This window comes from Streptococcus hyointestinalis, assembly GCF_011039275.1.
In the GTDB taxonomy this organism is placed as follows: domain Bacteria; phylum Bacillota; class Bacilli; order Lactobacillales; family Streptococcaceae; genus Streptococcus; species Streptococcus hyointestinalis_A.
In genome coordinates, this window is the sequence record NZ_JAAKGB010000001.1 from 1400398 (window position 1) to 1419686 (window position 19289).

Sequence of the window (19289 nt, forward strand, 5' to 3'; positions counted from 1 at the left end):
AAGACACCACCAAAATGCAACAAGAGGGATAGAGCTCAGACAAACAAGAGATAATTGATAAAAAATTACCATTCTCAAAACCACAGATGCCAACCATATGACCAGCTTAGCCAAAAGATTTAATATCTCTAAAACCTGAAAAAAGTATTTTCGTAACATTTCACCCCTTCTCCCCCCAAAATAAAATTCTTCGATGATAACACCAGTAGAAGCCTGCTTAATACGATCATCATTTGTCAGCACGACTTCTAAAAACCTTACTGCAGCGTCTATAAAACTCTCTTTCAGAATCTGTCAACTCTAAAACCTCATAGGGTGTTATTGAGATGTTATTTCTAAAAGATTCCGTTACCTGCTTTCCGTTAACTGGTAGATCCATCCACTGATTATTACAATATACTTTTACCATAAAATCATCCTCTACTACATTGTCTCTAGCAGATAGTTGTGTAGAGCAATCATATTAGTTAAACTGGGAACATATCCATTTTTCTTGAGCACATCGTAATAGTCCCAGTCAAATATTTCATACCAATCTGGTTTTGCCCGCTTAACCCCTAGAACCCTCAAATTGTCTTTTTGTAAATCATAGGCTCTTAAAGGTCTATTATCAAGCATTAACCGCTGACAACTGCGCTTATCAATACGAGAAAAATCTTTCATGCTTACCTCCCTAACGAATATCTACCCAGCCAAATTCTGAAAAGCCACCTTGATTTTCAATGTCAATATCACGACCATAAGCTTCATAATCAAAGTACATTTCCAACTGATCTCGTGGTATGTTTTGAATACCTAGTTCGTCTACCCAATACTCACCAAGTTCTCGCCTTGTTGTGACATCTGTAATAATGAGCAATCTGAAAAATTAAAGTCATAATCTACAAAATCACTCGCTTTATAGCCTATCACATCACTAACAGCTTTAACCAAGTCATCATCAACATCTTCTACCATCTCCGCAAAGCGATTAGCGACTTTTAAGCTTGTATGCTCCTCAATGAGATTGAAAGTAGACTCAATAAAAGCAAAGTCTTTATCACTCCACGAATCACGTTTTGCCCTTGCAATAATACGCTCAGGTGCGATAGGTAAGTTAACGGAGATTATCCGTCCATCTTTTAGGTCTTGTATCGTTGCACTTAATTTCATATCAATCCTCCAAAACTAAAAAAACGACTAGGTTTAACCTAATCGCTTGTGACTCACTACTATTTAAATTCTTCTAGCTTATGCCCAATAGCTGCCATAGATTTACGAGCTTTGGAGACAACATTGTTTTGATAGTAATAGGATTTCAAATGCTGTTGCAGCATATCCAGCATATAAGCTGGTAGAGATAATTCATCTCGCTTCTTGAGCAGACTGTTTAACTCTCCAGCTTTTTCCCATGCTTCATCATACTTATAGCTTGTCAGCAATCCCGATAACTCCTGAGTCACTCGTAATACCTTTTGATCTGCTTCTGAACGTCCATTTGCCATAATTTTTCTACCTCTTTCAATAATACTTTTGATACTATACACTGAATAGTATTGTAAAACGGCGGGCTTCTAATCACCATATTAAACCTCTCTAGATTCTAAATAAGCAAGTTATCATAAAATTAACGAATTGATTTTTTTACTACTTCTCCCTCCTACATCTCCACTTTTTCCAAAACCTTAATACTATCTGCAATATAGTAAACTCTAAGTCCTTCTAAACGCCGTGGTTGGATTGAGGAAACTCTGATATTATCAAAGGCGACAATAAACTGCTCACACTTGATAATATCCTCATTTGTGATATCCCTACTATAGCCATCAACCCTAACCGTTAATAACTTTTTACGAAGCGGTCCATCTAATGCCTTGACATCATAATAATGTCCAACAATCTCACCTGTCTCACGATCAACATTGTCTCGAATTTCTTCTAAATCAAAGCGTTTTCCAATACCCGTCAAATCAAAATCACTAACAACTACATAACGACTCATATAACCACCTCACAATGCCCTGTCCGATACAAAATAGCAGCAACCCATTTAACATTAGAACTCATAGCACCAATTCTTTTAACTCTAAGTTCTTGTAATTCCTTTTGTCTCAACTTTATCCTCCCTTGCTGTAATAAAAAGCGTTTAGCCCTATCATTATTACGCTCTTTTCGTTTTTTCATATAATCTAGAACCTGTCTATTATCAACCTTTGGTTCTCCCTTATATAAAAAACCCCAAGAGTCAATTAATTCAGCTATATCATCAAAATTTCTAAATTCAAGATAATAGTTTTCAAAAAAAGGAGGAAGTTCTCTTACAAAAACTCCCTCCAAATTATCCAAGTCTTTTAGCATCATCTAAAACCTCCTCGTAATCAACACCTTTTCGTTCCGCCATCATCCTAGCAACCTTTTCCTGTTTAGGATTCAGCTCAGCTTCCTCTAAAACTTCTGATAACAAATCACGTTGATTTAAGATGCTCTCAACTTTCATCAAAAGCAAAACACCTCCAGCGGAACGAGAAATCCATTTTTTACTTTTAGAATAATCATACCGCCTCGGACGTGTCACAAACTTATACCCGCCATAGAGACCAACCAGTTCTTGCCACTGCAAATCTAAACTACCATCCCAGTTGTAAACCTCAAAATACTTAATAAGAATTTTACAACCAATAACTGCCAAATCAGCACCCTCAACAAACTCTTGAACAACTTGAAAGGCTTTCTTTCCATGTAACTCAATCTCATAACGATTTTTCAGCCCTTCAACCTCACGAATATAATCAACTGTCACATTTTTTATCATCGCCTGTTCAAAATCTTTTTGATATAACCTAATAAAAACCTCTGACTGACGACTACCAATATTGATGGTTAAATCACTATTCAAAAATCGCCCTTTGACACGTTTTAAACCTTCAACAAAGCTAATATTACCAACCAAATTTACCTTTATTTTTTCATCAACAATGCGACTTCTAAAATCATGCAAATCAAGATTAGAGCCATCCTCTTCGTAAAGCTCATCCAGTGCGAGATCTAAACGTGTAAAAGCTAGAAAATCATCCAGTGCCATGTGCTTACGATGTTTTTCTGCAAACTCGAAGACGTCTGACAAAAACTCCCACCATTCTCTTTTTTGAGAAAGTAGCACCGACTCAAACTCTCTGCAGGCTAGACCAGTAAATTCTATCAAGACACCTTCCTCAACTTTCATAGGATCATGATGAAACAATAAGCGCATATTGCCATAAGTCAACATATCTTCGTAACCATAAAATGTTTTATCACTATCTACAAAATCACTTAGTTCCATTTTTAAAACGTCTTTGACAACAGTCTTGTAATCCAACGTCTTGAAACGGATTTTCAACCAGTCAATCGAACTTTCTAACGAGTGTTGCGCTTGTCGTGACAAGACATTATATAATCGTACAATTACATCTTTAGGAATTGAAACCACTCCTTGTTCATAATTCTTATAAGTACTTAAATTCAACTCCAAAAGAGCTGCCATCTGCCTTTGATTAAAATCAAGCTCTTTACGAATTTGCTTTAGTTCAACCTTACTCATTGTTTGTATTTTTTTACTCATTTTCATCTCTCTTTCGTTGTTAGTCTTTTTTTAAGTTACCTAGATTCGTGCTAGGAGCGGTATCGGACTGCTTAGTCCCTAGTTACCCCCCTATTAGTATATAGGGGGGTAAACCTTTATCACCTCTACTATAGAAAATCAACGGAACGGCAGAACGGCGGAACGGCGAGCTACACTGCGTTCGCTCTTGTTCCTTGTTCTTTGTTCCTATTTTCCATAGTAGAGGGCATAAAGCGCCCTAAAATAATGTTTAAACAGCAAAGTACTCCTTCACCAAGTCCGTCCAAGAACCATCGAAAGACTCTTTGCGATTAGCTAAAGAAGTAAACAAAACGACGTCATCTTCTGTAAAGACATTGCGACCTCTGTCATCCTTAGAAAACTCTTTAGACGTTAATTCAGATATCGTTGAAATGATTTTCTTAAGCGTTCCAAGAGGAATATCTACCTTCTCTGATAACTGATTAGTTGTAAAAGTCTGCTCATTTTCTACAGATGACGGTATTTCATCAACGTCATTATTAACTTCATCATCCTTATTATCTGCAGAATAACGAGAATGTATAGACGGATCATCACCCAAAGGAGACATTTTCATGAACTCATCTAAGAAAGAATACCCTTCATCAAATGGTACATAAGGAGAGTAAAACTCCTGGGCAATTTCTCCTCCATTAGCAATATAACCACGTCCACGCACTTTTTTACCGTTGATAACATCAATCTTTTTGAAAACTTTATTACGATTAACATCACCAAACATCATCGCATAACCCATGTCTTCCAAATGTCCAACAGATAGGCGTTTCATAAAATTATCACGTAAAGACGTCTTGATATATTCACCGTCTGGACGTTGTAGAGCTAGAACCATGAAAACACCTGCTTGACGCCCTTTTAAAACAATTTGTGTTAGATTATCAAGAACCTTAGAATCTGCTTTAAAATCCTTCTGGATTTCTGCCATAAAGGCAGCCCACTCATCAGCAATCAGAAAAATAGGTCTTAAACCATAAGCAGAATAGCGTTTACCAGCAGCGTACTCTCTATGTTCAGTCATATAAATATAGCGTCGATTCATCTCATCAACAGTCTCTTCCATACAACGAACCATGTCATCTTTTTCAAAGAAAACTTGCCCTTTAAAAACAGGGGCATCTTTTAAACCTACAAAATCCGACTTTTTAGGGTCTAATATCTTGACAGTTCCTACTTCGGCTAAACCTTTGATAATAGACATCAGCGTGACAGTCTTACCGCCACCAGTACCACCTGATACAAGTAAGTGCGGTTGCTCATCAAAATTCCAATAAATATCATCCATCAAACGTAAGCCATTACTATCCACCTTAACATCTTTAATATCAATACGACCTCCAATGTGATCTAAGACAACGGTATAAGTAATAAAACCCTTGATGAACGTTTTAGCCATGAAGTCACCATTGAACATGGTTTCAAGTGTCGCTCCTAGATTTAAAAAGCGGTCTTGGAACTTATTGCCCTGAAGAATAAAAGTAATATCCAAACCATACTTATCCCGTTTGAGATAAACTTTGGGATATTTAACCTTCTCTCTACCGTTTTTAGACTTCTTTTGGTAGTAATAGCCACCTTCATAGAGAAAGTTACTCACTACCCTAAGATTGTCGAGACGTCCAAAAAAGACAAATGATTTATACAAGTAGATATTGATAACCAAACACAAAAGAGCAGGCAATAGCAAACCCAAAAAAGAAATAGCCCCGTATAAAATGGGACTATCCATAGCATTTTCATAATTCAAAAAGTGATAAACACCATTAGCAACTAAAAAAGGAGAATACAAAAGTAAGAACGTGATAAGTTTTATACGGCGATAATACTTTCGCACTCGCCACCCTTTATACGTCCACAAACTCATTGACTACCCTTTCTTTGGTTGATTATCAGGCTTTGTTTCAAGTTTATTATCATTAGTAGCAGCTAATTTAAAATCAGTAGCACGCAATTTTGTTCCTGTGACTAAAACTGTTCTTTCCCCATCACGGGTTCTACGACGCTCACGACGTCCCCACAAACGGGCTGATAGTCCCTCAAAGACAATCTTTTCACGATAAGCCTTATCTTCATCAATTTCAATACCTTTAGCGTCAACAGGAACTGTAATAACAATATTTCCTTTGGCTACAGATGAGTAACAAAGAATATTATATTCTCTAATCACGTCCGTTGGACGTTGACGGATTTCACCTGTTTCTTCATCTGTGTATTCTTCAAAATCATATTGTGGCTGCACTTCAATAAATTCAAGGTCACCTAATGTTTTCTTAATATCAAAATTTGTAATTGGATCTGTTGTACCTAGTTTAATAGACATTTTATTTTCCCCCTATTATTTCTTAACTTTCAAAGAATCAACTAAAAAAACAGGCTCATTATAACGTTTACCTGCGTGCGTAATGTTTCGGTGCACAATAGAAAAACCTTCCATTGTTTCCACTTCAGCAGTAGAAGAGACAACATCGCTAGAACGTGGTGTATCACAAACTAAAAAAGCGGAACGCTCTTTCTTAGAATCCAGTTGATAAACACGATAAGCTGGCGTATTTTGCGTAGCTGGTACATCTTCCATACCGCTTACAAACACTTTATCTCCCAAAACTTCCTTAGGATTTAAATAAACACGTGAAATTTCCATTATTGTTTTCTCTCTTTCTGAAAAAATAAAAAGCCTATTTTAACACTCAAAAATAGGTAAAAGAGGTTTATACTATTTTTAAAACAAAAAACACTAAAAGCCTAGCACAGTGTCTAGGCTCCCAGCGCGTTAAAGCATTGCTCAAGACTATTATATCACATTCATCTTGTAACTTAATCTTCTTTACGTTTACGAATACCGATAAGCCCCATTCCTGATAGAATTAGACCTCCTAGAACTGCTAAACCACTATTAGCTTCCCCAGTCGTTGGGAGAGCAGCTTGTTTAGCGACTGGTGCTTGAGGTTGAGGTTGCGCTGGTGTTGGCGTTTCAGGCGTTGGAGTCGTTGTCATCTTGTAATAGTGAACCTCTACCTCAATCGGAGCAGGGGCTTCTGGTGCCTCTGGTGCTGTTACTGTTGCTTTTTGTACAGCTACAGTAATTGGTTTTGGTGCCTCTGGTGCTGCTGGAGCATTGACAGTCGCTTTTGTTGCGGTAAGCTCTGGTTTCTTAGGCTCTTTTGGCTTTTCACTGGCTACCCCAAAAACACCCCCAACAATTGAACTATTCTTACCATCCACGGAGTGAACAACCGTAAAATCTTGTTTCTTAGCAGTGTCAAAAGTCCACCCCACACCATTAGAGTCTAGAACTCCTGCTGAAGCTTGGGACTTATCCCCCGCTCCTGAGCTATAGCGTGTACCCGAACCGGTCACATTTTTCCCTTTTTCAATAGCGGCACCATCCAGTCCTGAGACATCAATGGTTTGCTTGTTATCAATGTCATTGAAGGTCACCACAGAGACGTCATTAGAAGTGACAACTTTGACTTTGTAAGAGTAAACATAGTTTAAGATACGTCCCCCGATACCAGAACCGCTACCCGATGCAGACTCACCAGCACCTCCTTGAGCAGCTCCGCTATAGAGGGCAAAGACAGACCAAGCAATACCACCATTATCATCACCCCAGATAGCCACATAGGTTCCTGTATTGTAAGGACTATTGATTTCTGAGAAGGTCAAGGTCACATCCCCATTAGTGGTGTTCTTGACAAGGATAGTACCTGTCCCATCAATTTTAAAGATGTTCTCAAAGTTAGCGTCCGTATTTTGGTCTAGATTATTACCTTGTGTCGCATACATGGCTGCCGCTTTAAGACTGCCATCCGCAAAGCTAACCACATTCTCAGCCCCTGTCATCTTAGTAGCACCAGAACCTGCTTCTAAAACAACTCCATTTTGCCATTTAAGACCCGTGTTTGTACCAATACCTTTTTGATAATCGGCAAGAGCTGCCGCATAAGCATCAATTTGTTTTTTCATATCCGACGTTGATAGATTCATAGCATCTGCAGCTGCTTTGACGGCTGCCGTATACAGTTTGAGATTCTCAGCCATCGCTGCTCGTAGAGCGTCTCCTGTCAAACCTTTAAGATTTTTGTAACTTGGTGTCTTATCAGAAGTGGCTGTTGTTACAGCTAACTCATATTTCTTCGCAATAGCAAGTTGTTCGTCTAAAGCTGCCGTTGCTTTTTTGAGAGTGGACTGACCTTCCGAAACAGCTAAATCACGACTGGTCTTCGTTTCAGTATAAGCCTTTCGATTGGCTTGATAGAGAGCAAGAGCTTGTTTCAATTCCTCAACGGATTTGCCTTGGATAGCGAGTCCTGCTGCAATGGCTTCCTTGTAGAGCTTGAGGTTGTCAGCCATCGCTTGACGTAGCTCATCACCTGTTAAACCTTTCGTTTCCGTATAGGTTGGCGTTTTATCACTAGTGCTTTCAGTGACGAGAAGTCCCGCTTTCTTGGCTTGATCCACAAGTTTATCCACTTCAGCTGTTGACTTATCTAGGCTCGCTTGCCCTTCTGTGACTACTTGTTCACGTTCTTTAGTGGTTTCTTCGTATGCTTTTTGATTATCCGCTTGTTTAGCAGTCGCTTCTTTAACAGCTTGGTCTTGTTTATTGAGATCAGTTAGCACTTCAGAAGTTTTATCAGCTGCGTTGTTATCATTGATGACAACTTCCTGCGTTTCGCCTTCTTTGACAACAACCCCCGTCTCTTGTGCCGTTGCCACGTTATCCTTAAGAGTTTCTTGTGCCTTATCGACCGCTGTTACAGCTTGCTCTTGGGTCGTATTAGCTGGAACTGACGTTGGGATGTCACTGGTAACAGCTGTTTGTGCTTGAGATGAGCTTTCTGTAGGCGTAGCTGGGCTAACTTGCTCAGTTGTTGCTTGGTCTTGTGTGCTTGTCACTTCATCGGCCGAGACAGCACCTGCTCCCATAAGAGCTGCAGTAGTGGCTAGAACAATACCGTACTTAGCAATTAAAGCTGAGTGGGTGCCTGTTTTGAATTTGCGGATTGAAAAAATGTTTTTGTTGTCTTGAATCATGAAAGATTCTCCTTTTTCTTTTAAAAAATTTTAGTTTAAGGACATTGCGGTCATCTTCTTCGAATTTATTTTAATTATTACATAAAATAATTTATATGACGGTGCTCTAATATTCTCTGACATCTTTTTACCTTTCTACACTTTTATCTTTCTGCATCTCTTCCAGTGCTTTATCAGCCATTGCAGAGACTCGACAAGCCACCGCTGCAATAAATAAAAGACCTAATAACAAAATCACTGTGCTACCTCCCATTTTTGAATATGTTTAGCTACTTTAATGCACTCTAGAAGGTAATCATACATGGGATGAACAATCTCACCAGCATATATGATAAAATCACCCTCTGATACATTGTCTTCCAGAGTTGCATTAGCTATCATATTTAATTTAAATGAAAAAGCCACATCTTTACGACGTGTACTCTTAACTAATATAACTTCCTTTGCTTCAGGACTGTGATAAATCGTAACAAAAGTTCGTGGATTACTCTTTTTCAAAACCTTCAGCAATAGTTTTTTATTGTAAAATGAAACCATATCAATCATTAAATTTCTCTAAAACCTCCTTGTTTACTTGATAGCTACCATCTTTTTCAGTGATATACAAATACTTCTCAACCATGTCTCCACGGACAAAAACAACGCTCGGCGCTTCCTTAATACTGTATTTTTCAACCAACTTTTGTCCCTCTTCGCTCTCAACATCAACGTAAAAAGTCGTCAACGAACTCTTTTCACCTGCTTTTATGACAGCCTGTTTGCCAAAGCGGCACATAGGACAAGAACGCTTGTAAAAGACAAGATTATAATGCTTATTTGAAACATCTAGCGCCTGCTTAGCTGCCAAATGAATGTCATAATCATGTGACTTTTGATAAGTGTCAACAAGAGTATTTGTTGTAACGGCTAAACAAAAAATAGTTCCTGCACCAGCAAGAACTATCCCTGTTTTCTTTAGAAATGTTTTACTTTCTATCATAATAACCTCCTTTTCTAAGATAGTTAACTTGAAAGAGCAGAGAATAACAAAAAATAATAAAGGAAAAATGTTTTACTAAAAATCAAAAATTAGAAAGAAATAGGTAAAATTTTAATCAGGAGAAATATATTCTACTATTATCTGCTCATGCAAATCTACTATCTCTTTTAGAGAGAGTACAAGTCTGTCTTATCGTTTTCTTTGTACTCTCACCAAAAGGGATAGCTAATCCCTAAAAAATAATAACCCCTCGCTTGAACCAACGTTCTCTAAATTTGTCTTTAGAGTCACCTGAAATACCGCAGATATGTCTACTGAAATCATAATTGTAACCTTCTTTATAGAAATCTTGTAACTCTTCCTGATAAGCTTCTACAAATTCCCTTAGAGCTGGAAGAGACTTGTCATCACAAGAAAAAGGATAGATTGGACGATACCATTCTTTGTTTTTCTTGTAAATAGCTATACCATAAAAATAGACAGGAATAGCTAAGCTTTCACTGTCATACCTCACTTTTTTGATAACTTTACATGTTACATCTCCTTTCTGCTTCATCTTTTCACTTACCTTTCTAAATAGTTATTTTTCCTCTAGTTGCTCTTTGAGCTTATCACACAGAGCAACAACATCTTTCTTGTAGACAAACTTCACTTTCTTATCAAGACTAGCTTTTGGAATAGTTTCTGCTTGATAACTGTCATAAACTTCTTTGATTAAGCCATGAGCCAAGCGCTCGTTGAATCCCATATCATACAAATCACGATAAGAAACAACTAATTGACGATCAACTAATGTACTTTCTTCTTCAGTAGCCACAAGCTCATCCAAACTGCAGCTAAAATAAGTCTTGAGCTTGACCAAAACTTCCAAGGAAGGTGTTCTAGCACCTGCTTCAAACTTGTTATAATAACTTGTCGTTACTCCTAAATAAGTCGCTATATCTTCTTTTTTAGCTCCTCTGTCCTTACGAAGCTGTCTCAAATGACTTGCAAAAGCACTCATATCTTTCTCCTTTTTCCAAAATAAAAAGCCATGACTTTCATCATGACAAAAAGTTGTTCTAGGGTTCTTGAATTGAGCTAATAATCATCCAACTCCTTTTCAACATCCCTAATGATAATCTGTAGATTTTCAATTAAAACTGGAATATCTTTTATAGCAATTTGAACAATTTCATAGGAATCGGTTCCGCCATAATGGTGATAAGCCTTATCTCTAAATCTTTTAATTTGAGACCAAGGTAATAAATCAGCATACTTTCTCTGAATATCACTTGATAACTTTCTAGAATCTAATTGCTCACCAATTTGCCCAATGTGCATGGCTAATGAAGCAACAACCATCTCATCGTAAATATCAATACCATAATGCTTGACTTTACCAAGAGTATTTTCAATTTCTTCCGCAAAGCTCAACATCTGCCTAAGATACGAATAATCTAGTTCCAGCTGCTCTTTTCTCATATAGTAATACCTTATCCTTCTTGAAACTCTTATAAACTTCTTTACCAATGTAGGTAGTATTTGTTGACAGTCCTTCCAAAGTCATTAAGTCAACACCTACATCAAAAACGGCTTCTAACTCATCATAAAGTTTATAAAACGCAAAACCTAAAGCATTAGAGCCTTTAGAAACGATGACTAAATCAATATCACTATCGTCATCAGCTTCACCTCTTGCATAGGAACCAAAAAGATAGATAACAGGCAGGTTATACTTATCTGCTAGTGGAATAATCTTTTCTTGTATCTGTTCTATCGTATAAACCATAACCACATACCTCTCTTTCTATAGTTATTATAACATATACTGACTTTATATGCTTTAAGAAGCCTGCTACAATGAGTAGACTTCTTAAAACAAAAAGCCATGACTTTCATCATGACTTTAAATTAGTAATCACTAGATTGAAATTCATCCCACATAGCTTGGTAGCGTTCAGCATTCTATTTAACATAATCAGAAACCTTTTTGTAGTCCTTTGCTTTTAAATAGCCATCTTTCATCTCGCCATTTCTAGGCATTTAGAATACCTACATAGTCTCGCCAAGTTTCAAGCCAATTAGATTGATTACGCTTAATTTCTTTTTGAGCAAATCGAATATCATAATCAGCCATATCAATATTTTCAATGACTTCTAATGTTTTTAACGAGAACTTACCGATTAACTCGTCGTCATCATACATTCTAACAACTGGTTCTTTTGGATTATGACGCATGTCTTCTTTAGACAATTCCAAAACTGTTTCTCCAAATGACTCTTGCAATGTAAAGACCACCTTTCTGTTGATTTTTCTAATCACTCTTTCTATGATTATTATAACATATATTGATTCTATATGCTTTAAGAAGCCTGCTACAATGAGTAAACTTCTTAAAACAAAAAATGCACAATTGATGTGCATTTAATTTGTGTATTCTGATAAGCTATTTTCAATTTTTCTTAACAAAGATTGTATCTCTTCTGCTTCTCTGTAGTTTTCAAACTCAGCTAACTGACTTCTAAAAGAGCTAATAGTCGTGAGTAATTTTTGAGTTTCTTCAGCTTTCTCGTCCAAAACCTCTTGCTTATCGTTTTGCAGTGTAGTAACTTTACTACTTAATCGCTTGTTTTCAGCATGTAACTCTGAATTTTGAATAACTACTTCTCGCATAAAGTCTAATTTGTCTAATATCTCTTCAGCATTAGACGTGTTGCGATATAGACTTTCACGTGCCATTTTTTCAGCAAGCATTTCATCTCTAATATAGCCTGTGTCAGACTTTATAGACTTATGCTCTCGTGATAAATCCTCATGTTCTTTTGACAAACCAGTATTTTCATTTGACAATATTAATCGCTCGTTTGAAATTTCTTTTGATAAAATTTCAAACTCTCGCATAACAGCTCTATTATCTCTGATATTACTAACAAATAGTGTAATAACTGCGCCTGCTGTTATAGCTATACCGCCCAGCGTAACCCAATCCATAGTAGAATATTCTCCTATCATTTTCCTTCCTCTCCATTCTAACATATTAAGTGTAAAAATAAAACAATACTGTAAAATATATAACACAGCATTAACTAATCTTTACTAGCTCTAGCTGGAAATAAGTCTTACTTCCACCACAAAGCCAGTAAAATAGCAACAAAAACAAGGACGAAACCTCAGCTATCTTGCTGCTATAAAACTAACTTCGTATTACTAGACAATTACCTGTTTGCAAGAGTAAAATACTATCTAAATTATGATATAATGAAATTGATAAGGAGAATAGCTACAATGAATTTAGAAAAATACTTAATCAAAAAAGACACTGATGAAATCATATGGAAATTTGCTTTTTTAGGAACTGACAATATCAGAAATCAACGTTTTCAAGAACTAGCAGATTTGGCTGAACCAGAAAACTGGACTTCTGCAAATTCTAACAGAGATAATAATATTCTCTATAGCTATATCACAAATACATTTTCAAAAGCATTTGAACTCGGAGACTCCTACATATTAGTTACTCCAAATGAAGATTTTGCTTGTTTTAACACTGGTTTACTGACTGAAAATGGTGAAGATATCATCTGTCTCTTTAACACATATGATAGCAGCCCTGATTATCACTGGCATTTATCTGGTTTTAAAAAAGTATCTGACTGGGATTTTATGAGCCATTTCTCAAAAACACCAAAAGTTGTAAACTTCTTTTCAAATCCTGCAGATATCTACTTTGACCCGACTAAAGAACTTATCAAAAACCTAGATCATATCTTAAACGATAACTTTGATCGATTTAGTTCTAAATTACAGGAAAAAGGGAAACCTTACATAAATGCATTACTAAACCAAGCTTTAGATCTAACTATCACGAAGTGTAAGCGAAACTATCGTATCGCTGTACCACAATATTACAAAGGAAAGATTACTTATCTACTACCTGTTACTCTAGATGGTCAACTAATGTCATTAGCTATAGAAGAAATCAATGGACGCTATCGTGTCAATACCATCTTTACAGTTGAAATGGCATATAAAAATGCTCGCTTACTTATGAAACCAGAAGTAGATTGGTTAACATCAGCAACTAAAAATAAAAAAGAGTAGGAACTTAACCTACTCTTTTCACATAATAAAAAACAATACTCAGATTTAAATTCCCCACTGAACAAACAATCCATTAAATTATTCAATCCTTAGGTATAGGATAACACTATAAAATAATATTGTCAATATTTATTATAATGTTTTTTTACTCCTCCAAACAGATAATTGTCTAGTAACTTTTCATACTAAAATAATCATTTCAGTATAAAGCACTAACATTTTTTACGGCAACTGAAAAACAACCACCGATGCACGCTCGTATCTTCGCATGCTCACTTTCACAATGTCATCACGACACAGCTACTCGTAACGGATAAGTCCTAGTTTACACTTAACTCAATAAGTGCTCCCCTTTACCTTACCCTCTTAGCAAACCTTACTAAGTAAGGTTCACACACCGCCAACGGTCACCCCATCGTATCCCCTCCAGGGACAGCAGTTTTCCATGTTTTGTATGCCTTACCTATTAAATAAGACTCATCTCAATCAGGTACTGGAACACCAACCTAATGCATTCTGTTATGAATCTCTCACAACAGTCAGCTAACCTTTTTAGACAGTAAACGCTCTTTGATAAACGTTTACTTTTTCCTGTCTTTATGCTACAATAAAAGTGTTCGAAGTTTTTATTATAGCGTTGGATGGACTGCCTAGAAGCAGGTTGTCTGACGCATTTTTTATTTAATTGTCAAAGTTCTACTACCTTTTAAAACAGTTCAAGAGATGTCATTTTTTGTTACTTAATTTTACATATAAAACTTTTTATGACAGTTCTCTTTAGTTTTTCAATAGGTATGGAGAAAAGATTGAGAGTCAATCTCTTCGCTATAACTACTGAAAGGAAAATTTTATGAAACAACTAACTCTAGAACAATTCCATAACATTATGGATATTGTACAAACTCAAATCTCTAATCATGGAGAATACCTAGCTCACGAATATGGTTACTCTGGCAGATTAGCAAATCTAACCGAAGAATTAGAAGTTAATATCAAGAATGGTTTATTATCCATCACTCATTTAGACGACTAATTACTTTATCAATAAGAGTCATCAATTCTTCTCTATGGTTTTGAAAGATTATTTCTACCTCACTATATAGCTCTTCTATAAGAGGAGAATCTGTTTGAGGTAGACTGTATTTAATATTTTCTGCCATCTCATATTTTGTAATTAGAAACTTCAATAAAATCAATTCTATGTTTTTATCTTCCATATCCTCCCCCTACTTTACTTCTCGCAATCTTTGATATAATATTCAAGGTACTTTTAACAGTTATTTAACTGTTAAATATATTATACAGTTAAATAACTGTACTGTCAACCCTATTTTGTAAAAAAAACAAAAATATTTTTTGAAAGGAGATAGTATGTTTCCAGAACGTTTAAAATTATTAAGAGCAGAAGCAGGATTAACACAAAAAGAATTAGCTTCCAAACTTAATATAAAGCAACAGACCTATGCTCAATGGGAAAACGGAAGAACAAAACCAAGAGCTGCAACTCTTGAAAAATTTGCTATTTTTTTTAATGTTTCTACCGATTACCTTCTAGGCAATACCGATGTAAGAAATGCTAATATTATCGACGATAAAAAACTTGATGACGCAATTAGTCGCTCACTTGGCTTTAACGGCAAACCTCCTACTGATGAAGAACGTGAAAATATGAAAGAAGTACTAAAAATTTATCTGGAGAGCCTTAATCAAGTTGATGAGAAAGCTAAAGGAATTAAGTGAAGAAATTAAAAAGTTAGGGATTACTATCCTCTACACCGACCTTCCCAAAAGTAAAGGGAGACACCTTGACGAAGATAACCTAAAAGTTATCTTCTTAGACAAAAGTATGGATGAACTCACAACAATAAACGTCCTGTTACACGAATTTGAACATTTTAAAAAAGAGCACCGTTTTAATGCTCTTGCATCTGCCAATTATTACTATAAACTCGAAGCAGAGGCTGAAAAAGGACGTATAAGTTATGATATCAAACATTATACCTCATCCACGCCAAAAGAATACTGGAACACACATCAGTTCTTAAAACACTTTAATATCGACTCAAGGTTTGAAGGCTATGTTGATGAAGAATTTAAAAAATTAAAATGACAGCAGAATGATAAACAAAAAAGGAAGATTAAGTGTTCTAATCTTCCTTTTTATGTACTTTCAATTTACTCTTTGACTAATTTATCATCATCACTATCAAATCCCATATCTATAGCAAGCGGACCACCACCATAACGATTATTTAATCTAGTAAGTGTCTTATTATCTTTGTCAAAAGTAAAATAAATCTCATAGTTATCTAAATCATCACCACCATACGAGATTAAGATTTCGCCTTTACTATTATACTTAATATAATCAGACCATGTTTCAATCTTATCAAGCTGTTCTTTTGCTGTTCTCCAATCATTAGCTGTAAAGTCATCACTATCATGTAGTGTTGATACAATATTTATTTTATATTTCTCAGTTTTTGTATCTGAAGAACTTGAATCATTTAACAAACTCTTATAAGAAAACTCTTCTGCATTAAATACAACTTCGACATTACTATTTTTGTAAGTTCCTAAATATTTCTTCTTAAAATCTAACACTACTCTTTTTTGTGCTTTCTCAAATGCTTTTTCATAGTTTTCTTCTGCACTCTTTAAATCCCATTCTGCATTTTTCTTAGCTATATTCTTTTTAGATAAAGAATGGTACAAGTCAGAGTCTTTCTGTACATACTTAGCTGTGTCTTTGCCATCAGTGACAATCAGCACATCATCTTTCAAAGTATAAGTTAAAACAAACTGACCTGAGGTCAATGTAGATTTGTCGTTATCTATAACTCCAGTTCCTTCTTCATTACCATCTGAGATAGCTGTAAAACTCTTATCTGTAAAGTTAAAATAAGTATCATCATCAAATCCCTCATAAGCTCCCGAAGAACTCTCATTTATCTTATAATACTTACCGCTAAGACTTGTACAAGCAGTCAATGCAAATAACGCCAAGACAGTCAACACAACACCAAAGAATTTTTTCTTCATAAAATACTCCATTATTCTAAATAAACTTAAATTTATCTTAATTCTACCAAATTATTCTCTTTTTCGTCAAGAGCTATCAGCAGGAAACAACACAACTTAGCAACCTTAACAACAAAATAAAAGACATTAGTGCTAACTAATATCCTTTATTTTATCGTTAATTGGCACAAATTTGGCACAAAAAATTCTCTGAACTATACCTTTACAAAAAATACAAACCTTGATTTAATCGCATTCTGCTATTTTAAATTAACTTATATTCACCTAATAATGACCCCTGCCGGAATCGAACCAGCAACTACTCCTTAGGAGGGAGTTGTTATATCCATTGAACTAAGGGGTCTAGTAAAAAATCTGCCAAAAGGCAGATTTGATACAAGAGTATCAGATTATTTACGGATTTCTTTGATACGAGCTGCTTTACCTTGCAATGCACGCAAGTAGTAAAGTTTAGCACGGCGTACTTTACCGTAACGAACCACTTCGATTTTGTCAACACGTGGTGTGTGTACTGGGAAAGTACGTTCTACACCGATACCGCTTGAAATTTTACGAACAGTGTACATTTCTGAGATGCCTTGACCTTTACGAGAGATAACAACACCTTCAAAAATTTGGATACGTTCACGTGTTCCTTCGACAACTTTTGCGTGTACACGCACAGTGTCACCAGGGCGGAATGATGGGATGTCAGTACGAAGTTGACCTTCTGTCAAACTTTGGATCAATGGATTCATTATTTTTTTCTCCTTCTCTTGCTAATCATAAAGTTCTTGTCCCAGCGGATTAGCCGTTTTTTGTGTGTCCATTACACACTCTTAGTAGTATATCATACCCAGTTATTTCTGTAAAGCAAATGGAAGAAAATAACCGATACAAATCGCTAAAAAGCCAAAAACATAGGTCGTCGCCAGATAAATCACTAGATTTTTAGGGCTTTTAAACAGCGCTAACAGTTCAGCTTGAAAGGTAGAGTAGGTGGTCAAGCCACCGCAAAAACCTGTTGCAAGAATGGTGTAAGCCGGACTGTCTGGTACACAACGGTAAACGAGACCAAGACAAAAACAGCCTAGCATATTTGCTAAAAAAGTACCTAGATAGACTTGCTGCCTGTTGAGCCTTGATAGAAAAAAGCGTAAAAGTGCACCGATAGCACAGCAAAACATCATATAAATAACAATCACGGTCTACCCTCCACGCTCGTAAGCAAGCAATAAGACAAGTAAGCAACCAACAAGCCACCAACGATTATCAAAAAACTATAAGAGCCAAAAGCAAGATAATTCCCTGCTCTTAGCAGCTTGAATAAATCCAGCATGGCGCTTGAAAAGGTAGTGAAACTGCCACAAAAGCCAGTGCCTAGTGCTAGCTGCAAAGATGATGATAACCCTTTTTGACTTAGATATCCCTTGACAAAAAAGACCAAGAGAAAGGTTCCTAGATAATTTACAAAGAGCGTACCTAACGACAAACCAGCTAAGGTCGGCAGGTAAAGCCCTAGTAAATAACGTGCCAAACCACCAAGAGTAGCACCGACAAAGACAGCACTACTTTCTTTTAATCTAGTCATGTAATTGTTTTTCCTGATAGAGGCGTGATTGTTTCATGATGTCCGAAAAAGTCGCAACGACCGTTTCTTCAAAGTCCTTGTTTGTAACACGTGCAGCAACCTTTTCAAGGATAGCTTCTTCACGTTCTTTATCAAAAACTGCCTTGCCTGTTGCTTTTTTGTAAGCGACAACTTCAGAAACAAGCTGCATGCGCTTCTCTAGCAGAGCGACTAAGTCATTATCAAGCACATCAATGGCTTTTCGTGTGTCTGTGAGATTCATGTTTGTGGTGTCCTTTCTTCTGGAAGATTTTAAACCCAATAAAGGCAAGTCCGCCAATCACGATAATAGCAACCAGCAGTTTGGTATTACCTCGTAAAATAGCCGTTCCGCCTAGCGTGTAGAGAAGACTTAGAGGCGCTAAGCCGACACTAGCCAACAGCAGCCACTCTCTAAAGCTCAACTTCATCTCGACGATACGATAGTTGACTAAAATGGTAGGAACGATGGGAAACATATAGCCAAGCGCAATAGCCAACTTGGGGTCTGGGAGTTTGTCTAAGGTTTTGAGGTGTTCATTGACCTTTGAATCCTGCCTAGAGAGGGGCAAGACCTTTAAGATTTGGATTAAGCCAAAGTTACCAAGAAGATTAGCCGTTAGGGTCATAGCAAAGCCAATAAAAGGACCAAAAGTCATCCCATTAAAAATCGCAAAGGCAGCATTGGACATAAAGGGAATGGCTGCAGTCACTGCTGTTAGCAGAGTGAGAATGGCAAAATTAGTCCATGTTGGTGAGCGAAAACGCTGTAAAAAATCCGTGATACTCTTTGACGTCTCGCTCAGATTTAGCAATTTATCCCAGTTATGAATGAGATAAACGCTAGCATAGCTCACCACCAAGAGGAGCCCAAAAATAATCAGCAGCCGCTCAATCCATTTGTAGGGGAGTTGGAAACGTTTTTTTGTCATAAGCGTAT

Annotated in this window: 28 protein-coding genes, 1 tRNA gene and 1 pseudogene; 4 read left to right on the forward strand and 26 right to left on the reverse strand. The window is 36.5% G+C overall.

The genetic code is table 11. The features are described 5' to 3' along the window. Positions 1–423 precede the first annotated feature (423 nt). The 18 genes and pseudogenes from G5B60_RS06775 to G5B60_RS06860 all read right to left on the reverse strand — a co-directional run bounded on the left by G5B60_RS06775 (position 424) and on the right by G5B60_RS06860 (position 12609). A complete protein-coding gene (locus G5B60_RS06775; protein ID WP_164683334.1) occupies positions 424–663 on the reverse strand; it encodes a hypothetical protein in 240 nt (79 codons plus the stop codon). 10 nt (positions 664–673) lie between these two features. Beyond that, a pseudogene (locus G5B60_RS06780) lies at positions 674–1152 on the reverse strand (antirestriction protein ArdA). Between the two features lie 59 nt (positions 1153–1211). Beyond that, positions 1212–1484 (reverse strand): hypothetical protein, encoded by a 273-nt coding sequence (locus G5B60_RS06785; protein WP_164683335.1) that lies wholly within the window; start codon positions 1482–1484, stop codon positions 1212–1214. Positions 1485–1639: 155 nt separating this feature from the next. Next, a complete protein-coding gene (locus G5B60_RS06790; protein WP_164683336.1) occupies positions 1640–1981 on the reverse strand; it encodes a hypothetical protein in 342 nt (113 codons plus the stop codon). Then, entirely contained in the window at positions 1978–2340 is a 363-nt protein-coding gene (locus G5B60_RS06795; RefSeq protein ID WP_164683337.1) for a hypothetical protein, read from the reverse strand. The genes G5B60_RS06790 and G5B60_RS06795 overlap by 4 nt, the downstream gene beginning before the upstream one ends. After that, entirely contained in the window at positions 2318–3580 is a 1263-nt protein-coding gene (locus tag G5B60_RS06800; RefSeq protein ID WP_164683338.1) for a replication initiation factor domain-containing protein, read from the reverse strand. The genes G5B60_RS06795 and G5B60_RS06800 overlap by 23 nt, the downstream gene beginning before the upstream one ends. 250 nt (positions 3581–3830) lie before the next feature. Then, entirely contained in the window at positions 3831–5483 is a 1653-nt protein-coding gene (locus G5B60_RS06805; protein ID WP_164683339.1) for an FtsK/SpoIIIE domain-containing protein, read from the reverse strand. Positions 5484–5486: 3 nt separating this feature from the next. Beyond that, positions 5487–5939, reverse strand: coding sequence for a DUF961 family protein (locus tag G5B60_RS06810; protein WP_164683340.1), 453 nt, complete (start codon positions 5937–5939; stop codon positions 5487–5489). A gap of 15 nt (positions 5940–5954) precedes the next feature. Next, positions 5955–6260 carry a hypothetical protein gene (locus G5B60_RS06815; RefSeq protein WP_164683341.1) on the reverse strand — a complete coding sequence of 102 codons (306 nt, stop codon included), beginning with the start codon at positions 6258–6260 and terminating at the stop codon, positions 5955–5957. A 173-nt stretch (positions 6261–6433) separates the two neighbouring features. Further along, positions 6434–8656, reverse strand: coding sequence for an LPXTG cell wall anchor domain-containing protein (locus G5B60_RS06820; protein WP_164683342.1), 2223 nt, complete (start codon positions 8654–8656; stop codon positions 6434–6436). Between the two features lie 234 nt (positions 8657–8890). Then, positions 8891–9202, reverse strand: coding sequence for a hypothetical protein (locus G5B60_RS06825; protein WP_164683343.1), 312 nt, complete (start codon positions 9200–9202; stop codon positions 8891–8893). After that, positions 9195–9635 carry a thioredoxin gene (locus G5B60_RS06830; protein ID WP_164683344.1) on the reverse strand — a complete coding sequence of 147 codons (441 nt, stop codon included), beginning with the start codon at positions 9633–9635 and terminating at the stop codon, positions 9195–9197. The genes G5B60_RS06825 and G5B60_RS06830 overlap by 8 nt, the downstream gene beginning before the upstream one ends. A 232-nt stretch (positions 9636–9867) precedes the next feature. Continuing rightward, on the reverse strand, positions 9868–10191 hold the full coding sequence (locus G5B60_RS06835) for a hypothetical protein (protein WP_164683345.1): 324 nt from the start codon (positions 10189–10191) through the stop codon (positions 9868–9870). A 24-nt stretch (positions 10192–10215) separates the two neighbouring features. Then, on the reverse strand, positions 10216–10638 hold the full coding sequence (locus G5B60_RS06840; protein ID WP_164683346.1) for a helix-turn-helix domain-containing protein: 423 nt from the start codon (positions 10636–10638) through the stop codon (positions 10216–10218). A gap of 77 nt (positions 10639–10715) precedes the next feature. Beyond that, the gene (locus tag G5B60_RS06845; RefSeq protein WP_115271334.1) at positions 10716–11099 is read right to left on the reverse strand and encodes a HepT-like ribonuclease domain-containing protein; all 384 of its coding nucleotides are present in this window, start codon (positions 11097–11099) and stop codon (positions 10716–10718) included. Next, the gene (locus G5B60_RS06850; protein WP_164684221.1) at positions 11059–11406 is read right to left on the reverse strand and encodes a nucleotidyltransferase family protein; all 348 of its coding nucleotides are present in this window, start codon (positions 11404–11406) and stop codon (positions 11059–11061) included. Before G5B60_RS06850 ends, G5B60_RS06845 begins: the two co-directional genes overlap by 41 nt. 246 nt (positions 11407–11652) lie before the next feature. Then, a complete protein-coding gene (locus G5B60_RS06855) occupies positions 11653–11904 on the reverse strand; it encodes a hypothetical protein (protein WP_164683347.1) in 252 nt (83 codons plus the stop codon). A 138-nt stretch (positions 11905–12042) separates the two neighbouring features. Beyond that, positions 12043–12609 carry a hypothetical protein gene (locus tag G5B60_RS06860; protein WP_346773328.1) on the reverse strand — a complete coding sequence of 189 codons (567 nt, stop codon included), beginning with the start codon at positions 12607–12609 and terminating at the stop codon, positions 12043–12045. 294 nt (positions 12610–12903) lie between these two features. On the opposite strand from G5B60_RS06860, the gene G5B60_RS06865 reads away from it, so the two are divergent. Beyond that, on the forward strand, positions 12904–13719 hold the full coding sequence (locus tag G5B60_RS06865; RefSeq protein ID WP_164683349.1) for a DUF3825 domain-containing protein: 816 nt from the start codon (positions 12904–12906) through the stop codon (positions 13717–13719). An 850-nt stretch (positions 13720–14569) separates the two neighbouring features. After that, the gene (locus G5B60_RS06870) at positions 14570–14752 is read left to right on the forward strand and encodes a hypothetical protein (protein WP_164683350.1); all 183 of its coding nucleotides are present in this window, start codon (positions 14570–14572) and stop codon (positions 14750–14752) included. Here G5B60_RS06870 and G5B60_RS06875 read toward each other — a convergent pair. Then, positions 14733–14936 carry a hypothetical protein gene (locus tag G5B60_RS06875; RefSeq protein ID WP_164683351.1) on the reverse strand — a complete coding sequence of 68 codons (204 nt, stop codon included), beginning with the start codon at positions 14934–14936 and terminating at the stop codon, positions 14733–14735. The two genes, G5B60_RS06870 and G5B60_RS06875, sit on opposite strands and share 20 nt — an antisense overlap. Before the next feature lie 154 nt (positions 14937–15090). On the opposite strand from G5B60_RS06875, the gene G5B60_RS06880 reads away from it, so the two are divergent. Both G5B60_RS06880 and G5B60_RS06885 read left to right on the forward strand, forming a co-directional pair. After that, a complete protein-coding gene (locus G5B60_RS06880; protein ID WP_164683352.1) occupies positions 15091–15459 on the forward strand; it encodes a helix-turn-helix domain-containing protein in 369 nt (122 codons plus the stop codon). After that, positions 15434–15829, forward strand: coding sequence for an ImmA/IrrE family metallo-endopeptidase (locus tag G5B60_RS06885; RefSeq protein ID WP_241154557.1), 396 nt, complete (start codon positions 15434–15436; stop codon positions 15827–15829). Before G5B60_RS06880 ends, G5B60_RS06885 begins: the two co-directional genes overlap by 26 nt. Before the next feature lie 65 nt (positions 15830–15894). Here G5B60_RS06885 and G5B60_RS06890 read toward each other — a convergent pair whose 3' ends face one another. The 7 genes from G5B60_RS06890 to G5B60_RS06920 form a co-directional block, all read right to left on the reverse strand. Next, positions 15895–16761 carry a hypothetical protein gene (locus G5B60_RS06890; protein WP_164683354.1) on the reverse strand — a complete coding sequence of 289 codons (867 nt, stop codon included), beginning with the start codon at positions 16759–16761 and terminating at the stop codon, positions 15895–15897. Between the two features lie 271 nt (positions 16762–17032). After that, positions 17033–17104: transfer RNA gene (locus tag G5B60_RS06895), tRNA-Arg, on the reverse strand. Between the two features lie 46 nt (positions 17105–17150). Continuing rightward, on the reverse strand, positions 17151–17498 hold the full coding sequence (rplS, locus tag G5B60_RS06900) for a 50S ribosomal protein L19 (RefSeq protein WP_115269035.1): 348 nt from the start codon (positions 17496–17498) through the stop codon (positions 17151–17153). Between the two features lie 102 nt (positions 17499–17600). After that, positions 17601–17942, reverse strand: a complete 342-nt coding sequence (crcB, locus tag G5B60_RS06905; RefSeq protein WP_206225107.1) for a fluoride efflux transporter CrcB — start codon at positions 17940–17942, stop codon at positions 17601–17603. Beyond that, positions 17942–18331, reverse strand: a complete 390-nt coding sequence (gene crcB / locus G5B60_RS06910; protein WP_164683355.1) for a fluoride efflux transporter CrcB — start codon at positions 18329–18331, stop codon at positions 17942–17944. The genes crcB (G5B60_RS06905) and crcB (G5B60_RS06910) overlap by 1 nt, the downstream gene beginning before the upstream one ends. Continuing rightward, on the reverse strand, positions 18324–18593 hold the full coding sequence (locus tag G5B60_RS06915) for a chorismate mutase (RefSeq protein ID WP_164683356.1): 270 nt from the start codon (positions 18591–18593) through the stop codon (positions 18324–18326). The genes crcB (G5B60_RS06910) and G5B60_RS06915 overlap by 8 nt, the downstream gene beginning before the upstream one ends. Next, entirely contained in the window at positions 18562–19281 is a 720-nt protein-coding gene (locus tag G5B60_RS06920; RefSeq protein ID WP_164683357.1) for a VTT domain-containing protein, read from the reverse strand. Before G5B60_RS06920 ends, G5B60_RS06915 begins: the two co-directional genes overlap by 32 nt. Positions 19282–19289 lie beyond the last annotated feature (8 nt).

What these genes read in the sequence shown, in the direction of transcription:
- G5B60_RS06775 (WP_164683334.1), bottom strand. Translation starts at nt 663, where the DNA reads ATGAAAGATTTTTCTCGTATTGATAAGCGCAGTTGTCAGCGGTTAATG.
- G5B60_RS06785 (WP_164683335.1), bottom strand. Translation starts at nt 1,484, where the DNA reads ATGGCAAATGGACGTTCAGAAGCAGATCAAAAGGTATTACGAGTGACT.
- G5B60_RS06790 (WP_164683336.1), bottom strand. Translation starts at nt 1,981, where the DNA reads ATGAGTCGTTATGTAGTTGTTAGTGATTTTGATTTGACGGGTATTGGA.
- G5B60_RS06795 (WP_164683337.1), bottom strand. Translation starts at nt 2,340, where the DNA reads ATGATGCTAAAAGACTTGGATAATTTGGAGGGAGTTTTTGTAAGAGAA.
- G5B60_RS06800 (WP_164683338.1), bottom strand. Translation starts at nt 3,580, where the DNA reads ATGAGTAAAAAAATACAAACAATGAGTAAGGTTGAACTAAAGCAAATT.
- G5B60_RS06805 (WP_164683339.1), bottom strand. Translation starts at nt 5,483, where the DNA reads ATGAGTTTGTGGACGTATAAAGGGTGGCGAGTGCGAAAGTATTATCGC.
- G5B60_RS06810 (WP_164683340.1), bottom strand. Translation starts at nt 5,939, where the DNA reads ATGTCTATTAAACTAGGTACAACAGATCCAATTACAAATTTTGATATT.
- G5B60_RS06815 (WP_164683341.1), bottom strand. Translation starts at nt 6,260, where the DNA reads ATGGAAATTTCACGTGTTTATTTAAATCCTAAGGAAGTTTTGGGAGAT.
- G5B60_RS06820 (WP_164683342.1), bottom strand. Translation starts at nt 8,656, where the DNA reads ATGATTCAAGACAACAAAAACATTTTTTCAATCCGCAAATTCAAAACA.
- G5B60_RS06825 (WP_164683343.1), bottom strand. Translation starts at nt 9,202, where the DNA reads ATGATTGATATGGTTTCATTTTACAATAAAAAACTATTGCTGAAGGTT.
- G5B60_RS06830 (WP_164683344.1), bottom strand. Translation starts at nt 9,635, where the DNA reads ATGATAGAAAGTAAAACATTTCTAAAGAAAACAGGGATAGTTCTTGCT.
- G5B60_RS06835 (WP_164683345.1), bottom strand. Translation starts at nt 10,191, where the DNA reads ATGAAGCAGAAAGGAGATGTAACATGTAAAGTTATCAAAAAAGTGAGG.
- G5B60_RS06840 (WP_164683346.1), bottom strand. Translation starts at nt 10,638, where the DNA reads ATGAGTGCTTTTGCAAGTCATTTGAGACAGCTTCGTAAGGACAGAGGA.
- G5B60_RS06845 (WP_115271334.1), bottom strand. Translation starts at nt 11,099, where the DNA reads ATGAGAAAAGAGCAGCTGGAACTAGATTATTCGTATCTTAGGCAGATG.
- G5B60_RS06850 (WP_164684221.1), bottom strand. Translation starts at nt 11,406, where the DNA reads ATGGTTTATACGATAGAACAGATACAAGAAAAGATTATTCCACTAGCA.
- G5B60_RS06860 (WP_346773328.1), bottom strand. Translation starts at nt 12,609, where the DNA reads ATGGATTGGGTTACGCTGGGCGGTATAGCTATAACAGCAGGCGCAGTT.
- G5B60_RS06865 (WP_164683349.1), top strand. Translation starts at nt 12,904, where the DNA reads ATGAATTTAGAAAAATACTTAATCAAAAAAGACACTGATGAAATCATA.
- G5B60_RS06870 (WP_164683350.1), top strand. Translation starts at nt 14,570, where the DNA reads ATGAAACAACTAACTCTAGAACAATTCCATAACATTATGGATATTGTA.
- G5B60_RS06875 (WP_164683351.1), bottom strand. Translation starts at nt 14,936, where the DNA reads ATGGAAGATAAAAACATAGAATTGATTTTATTGAAGTTTCTAATTACA.
- G5B60_RS06880 (WP_164683352.1), top strand. Translation starts at nt 15,091, where the DNA reads ATGTTTCCAGAACGTTTAAAATTATTAAGAGCAGAAGCAGGATTAACA.
- G5B60_RS06885 (WP_241154557.1), top strand. Translation starts at nt 15,434, where the DNA reads ATGAGAAAGCTAAAGGAATTAAGTGAAGAAATTAAAAAGTTAGGGATT.
- G5B60_RS06890 (WP_164683354.1), bottom strand. Translation starts at nt 16,761, where the DNA reads ATGAAGAAAAAATTCTTTGGTGTTGTGTTGACTGTCTTGGCGTTATTT.
- rplS (WP_115269035.1), bottom strand. Translation starts at nt 17,498, where the DNA reads ATGAATCCATTGATCCAAAGTTTGACAGAAGGTCAACTTCGTACTGAC.
- crcB (WP_164683355.1), bottom strand. Translation starts at nt 18,331, where the DNA reads ATGACTAGATTAAAAGAAAGTAGTGCTGTCTTTGTCGGTGCTACTCTT.
- G5B60_RS06915 (WP_164683356.1), bottom strand. Translation starts at nt 18,593, where the DNA reads ATGAATCTCACAGACACACGAAAAGCCATTGATGTGCTTGATAATGAC.
- G5B60_RS06920 (WP_164683357.1), bottom strand. Translation starts at nt 19,281, where the DNA reads ATGACAAAAAAACGTTTCCAACTCCCCTACAAATGGATTGAGCGGCTG.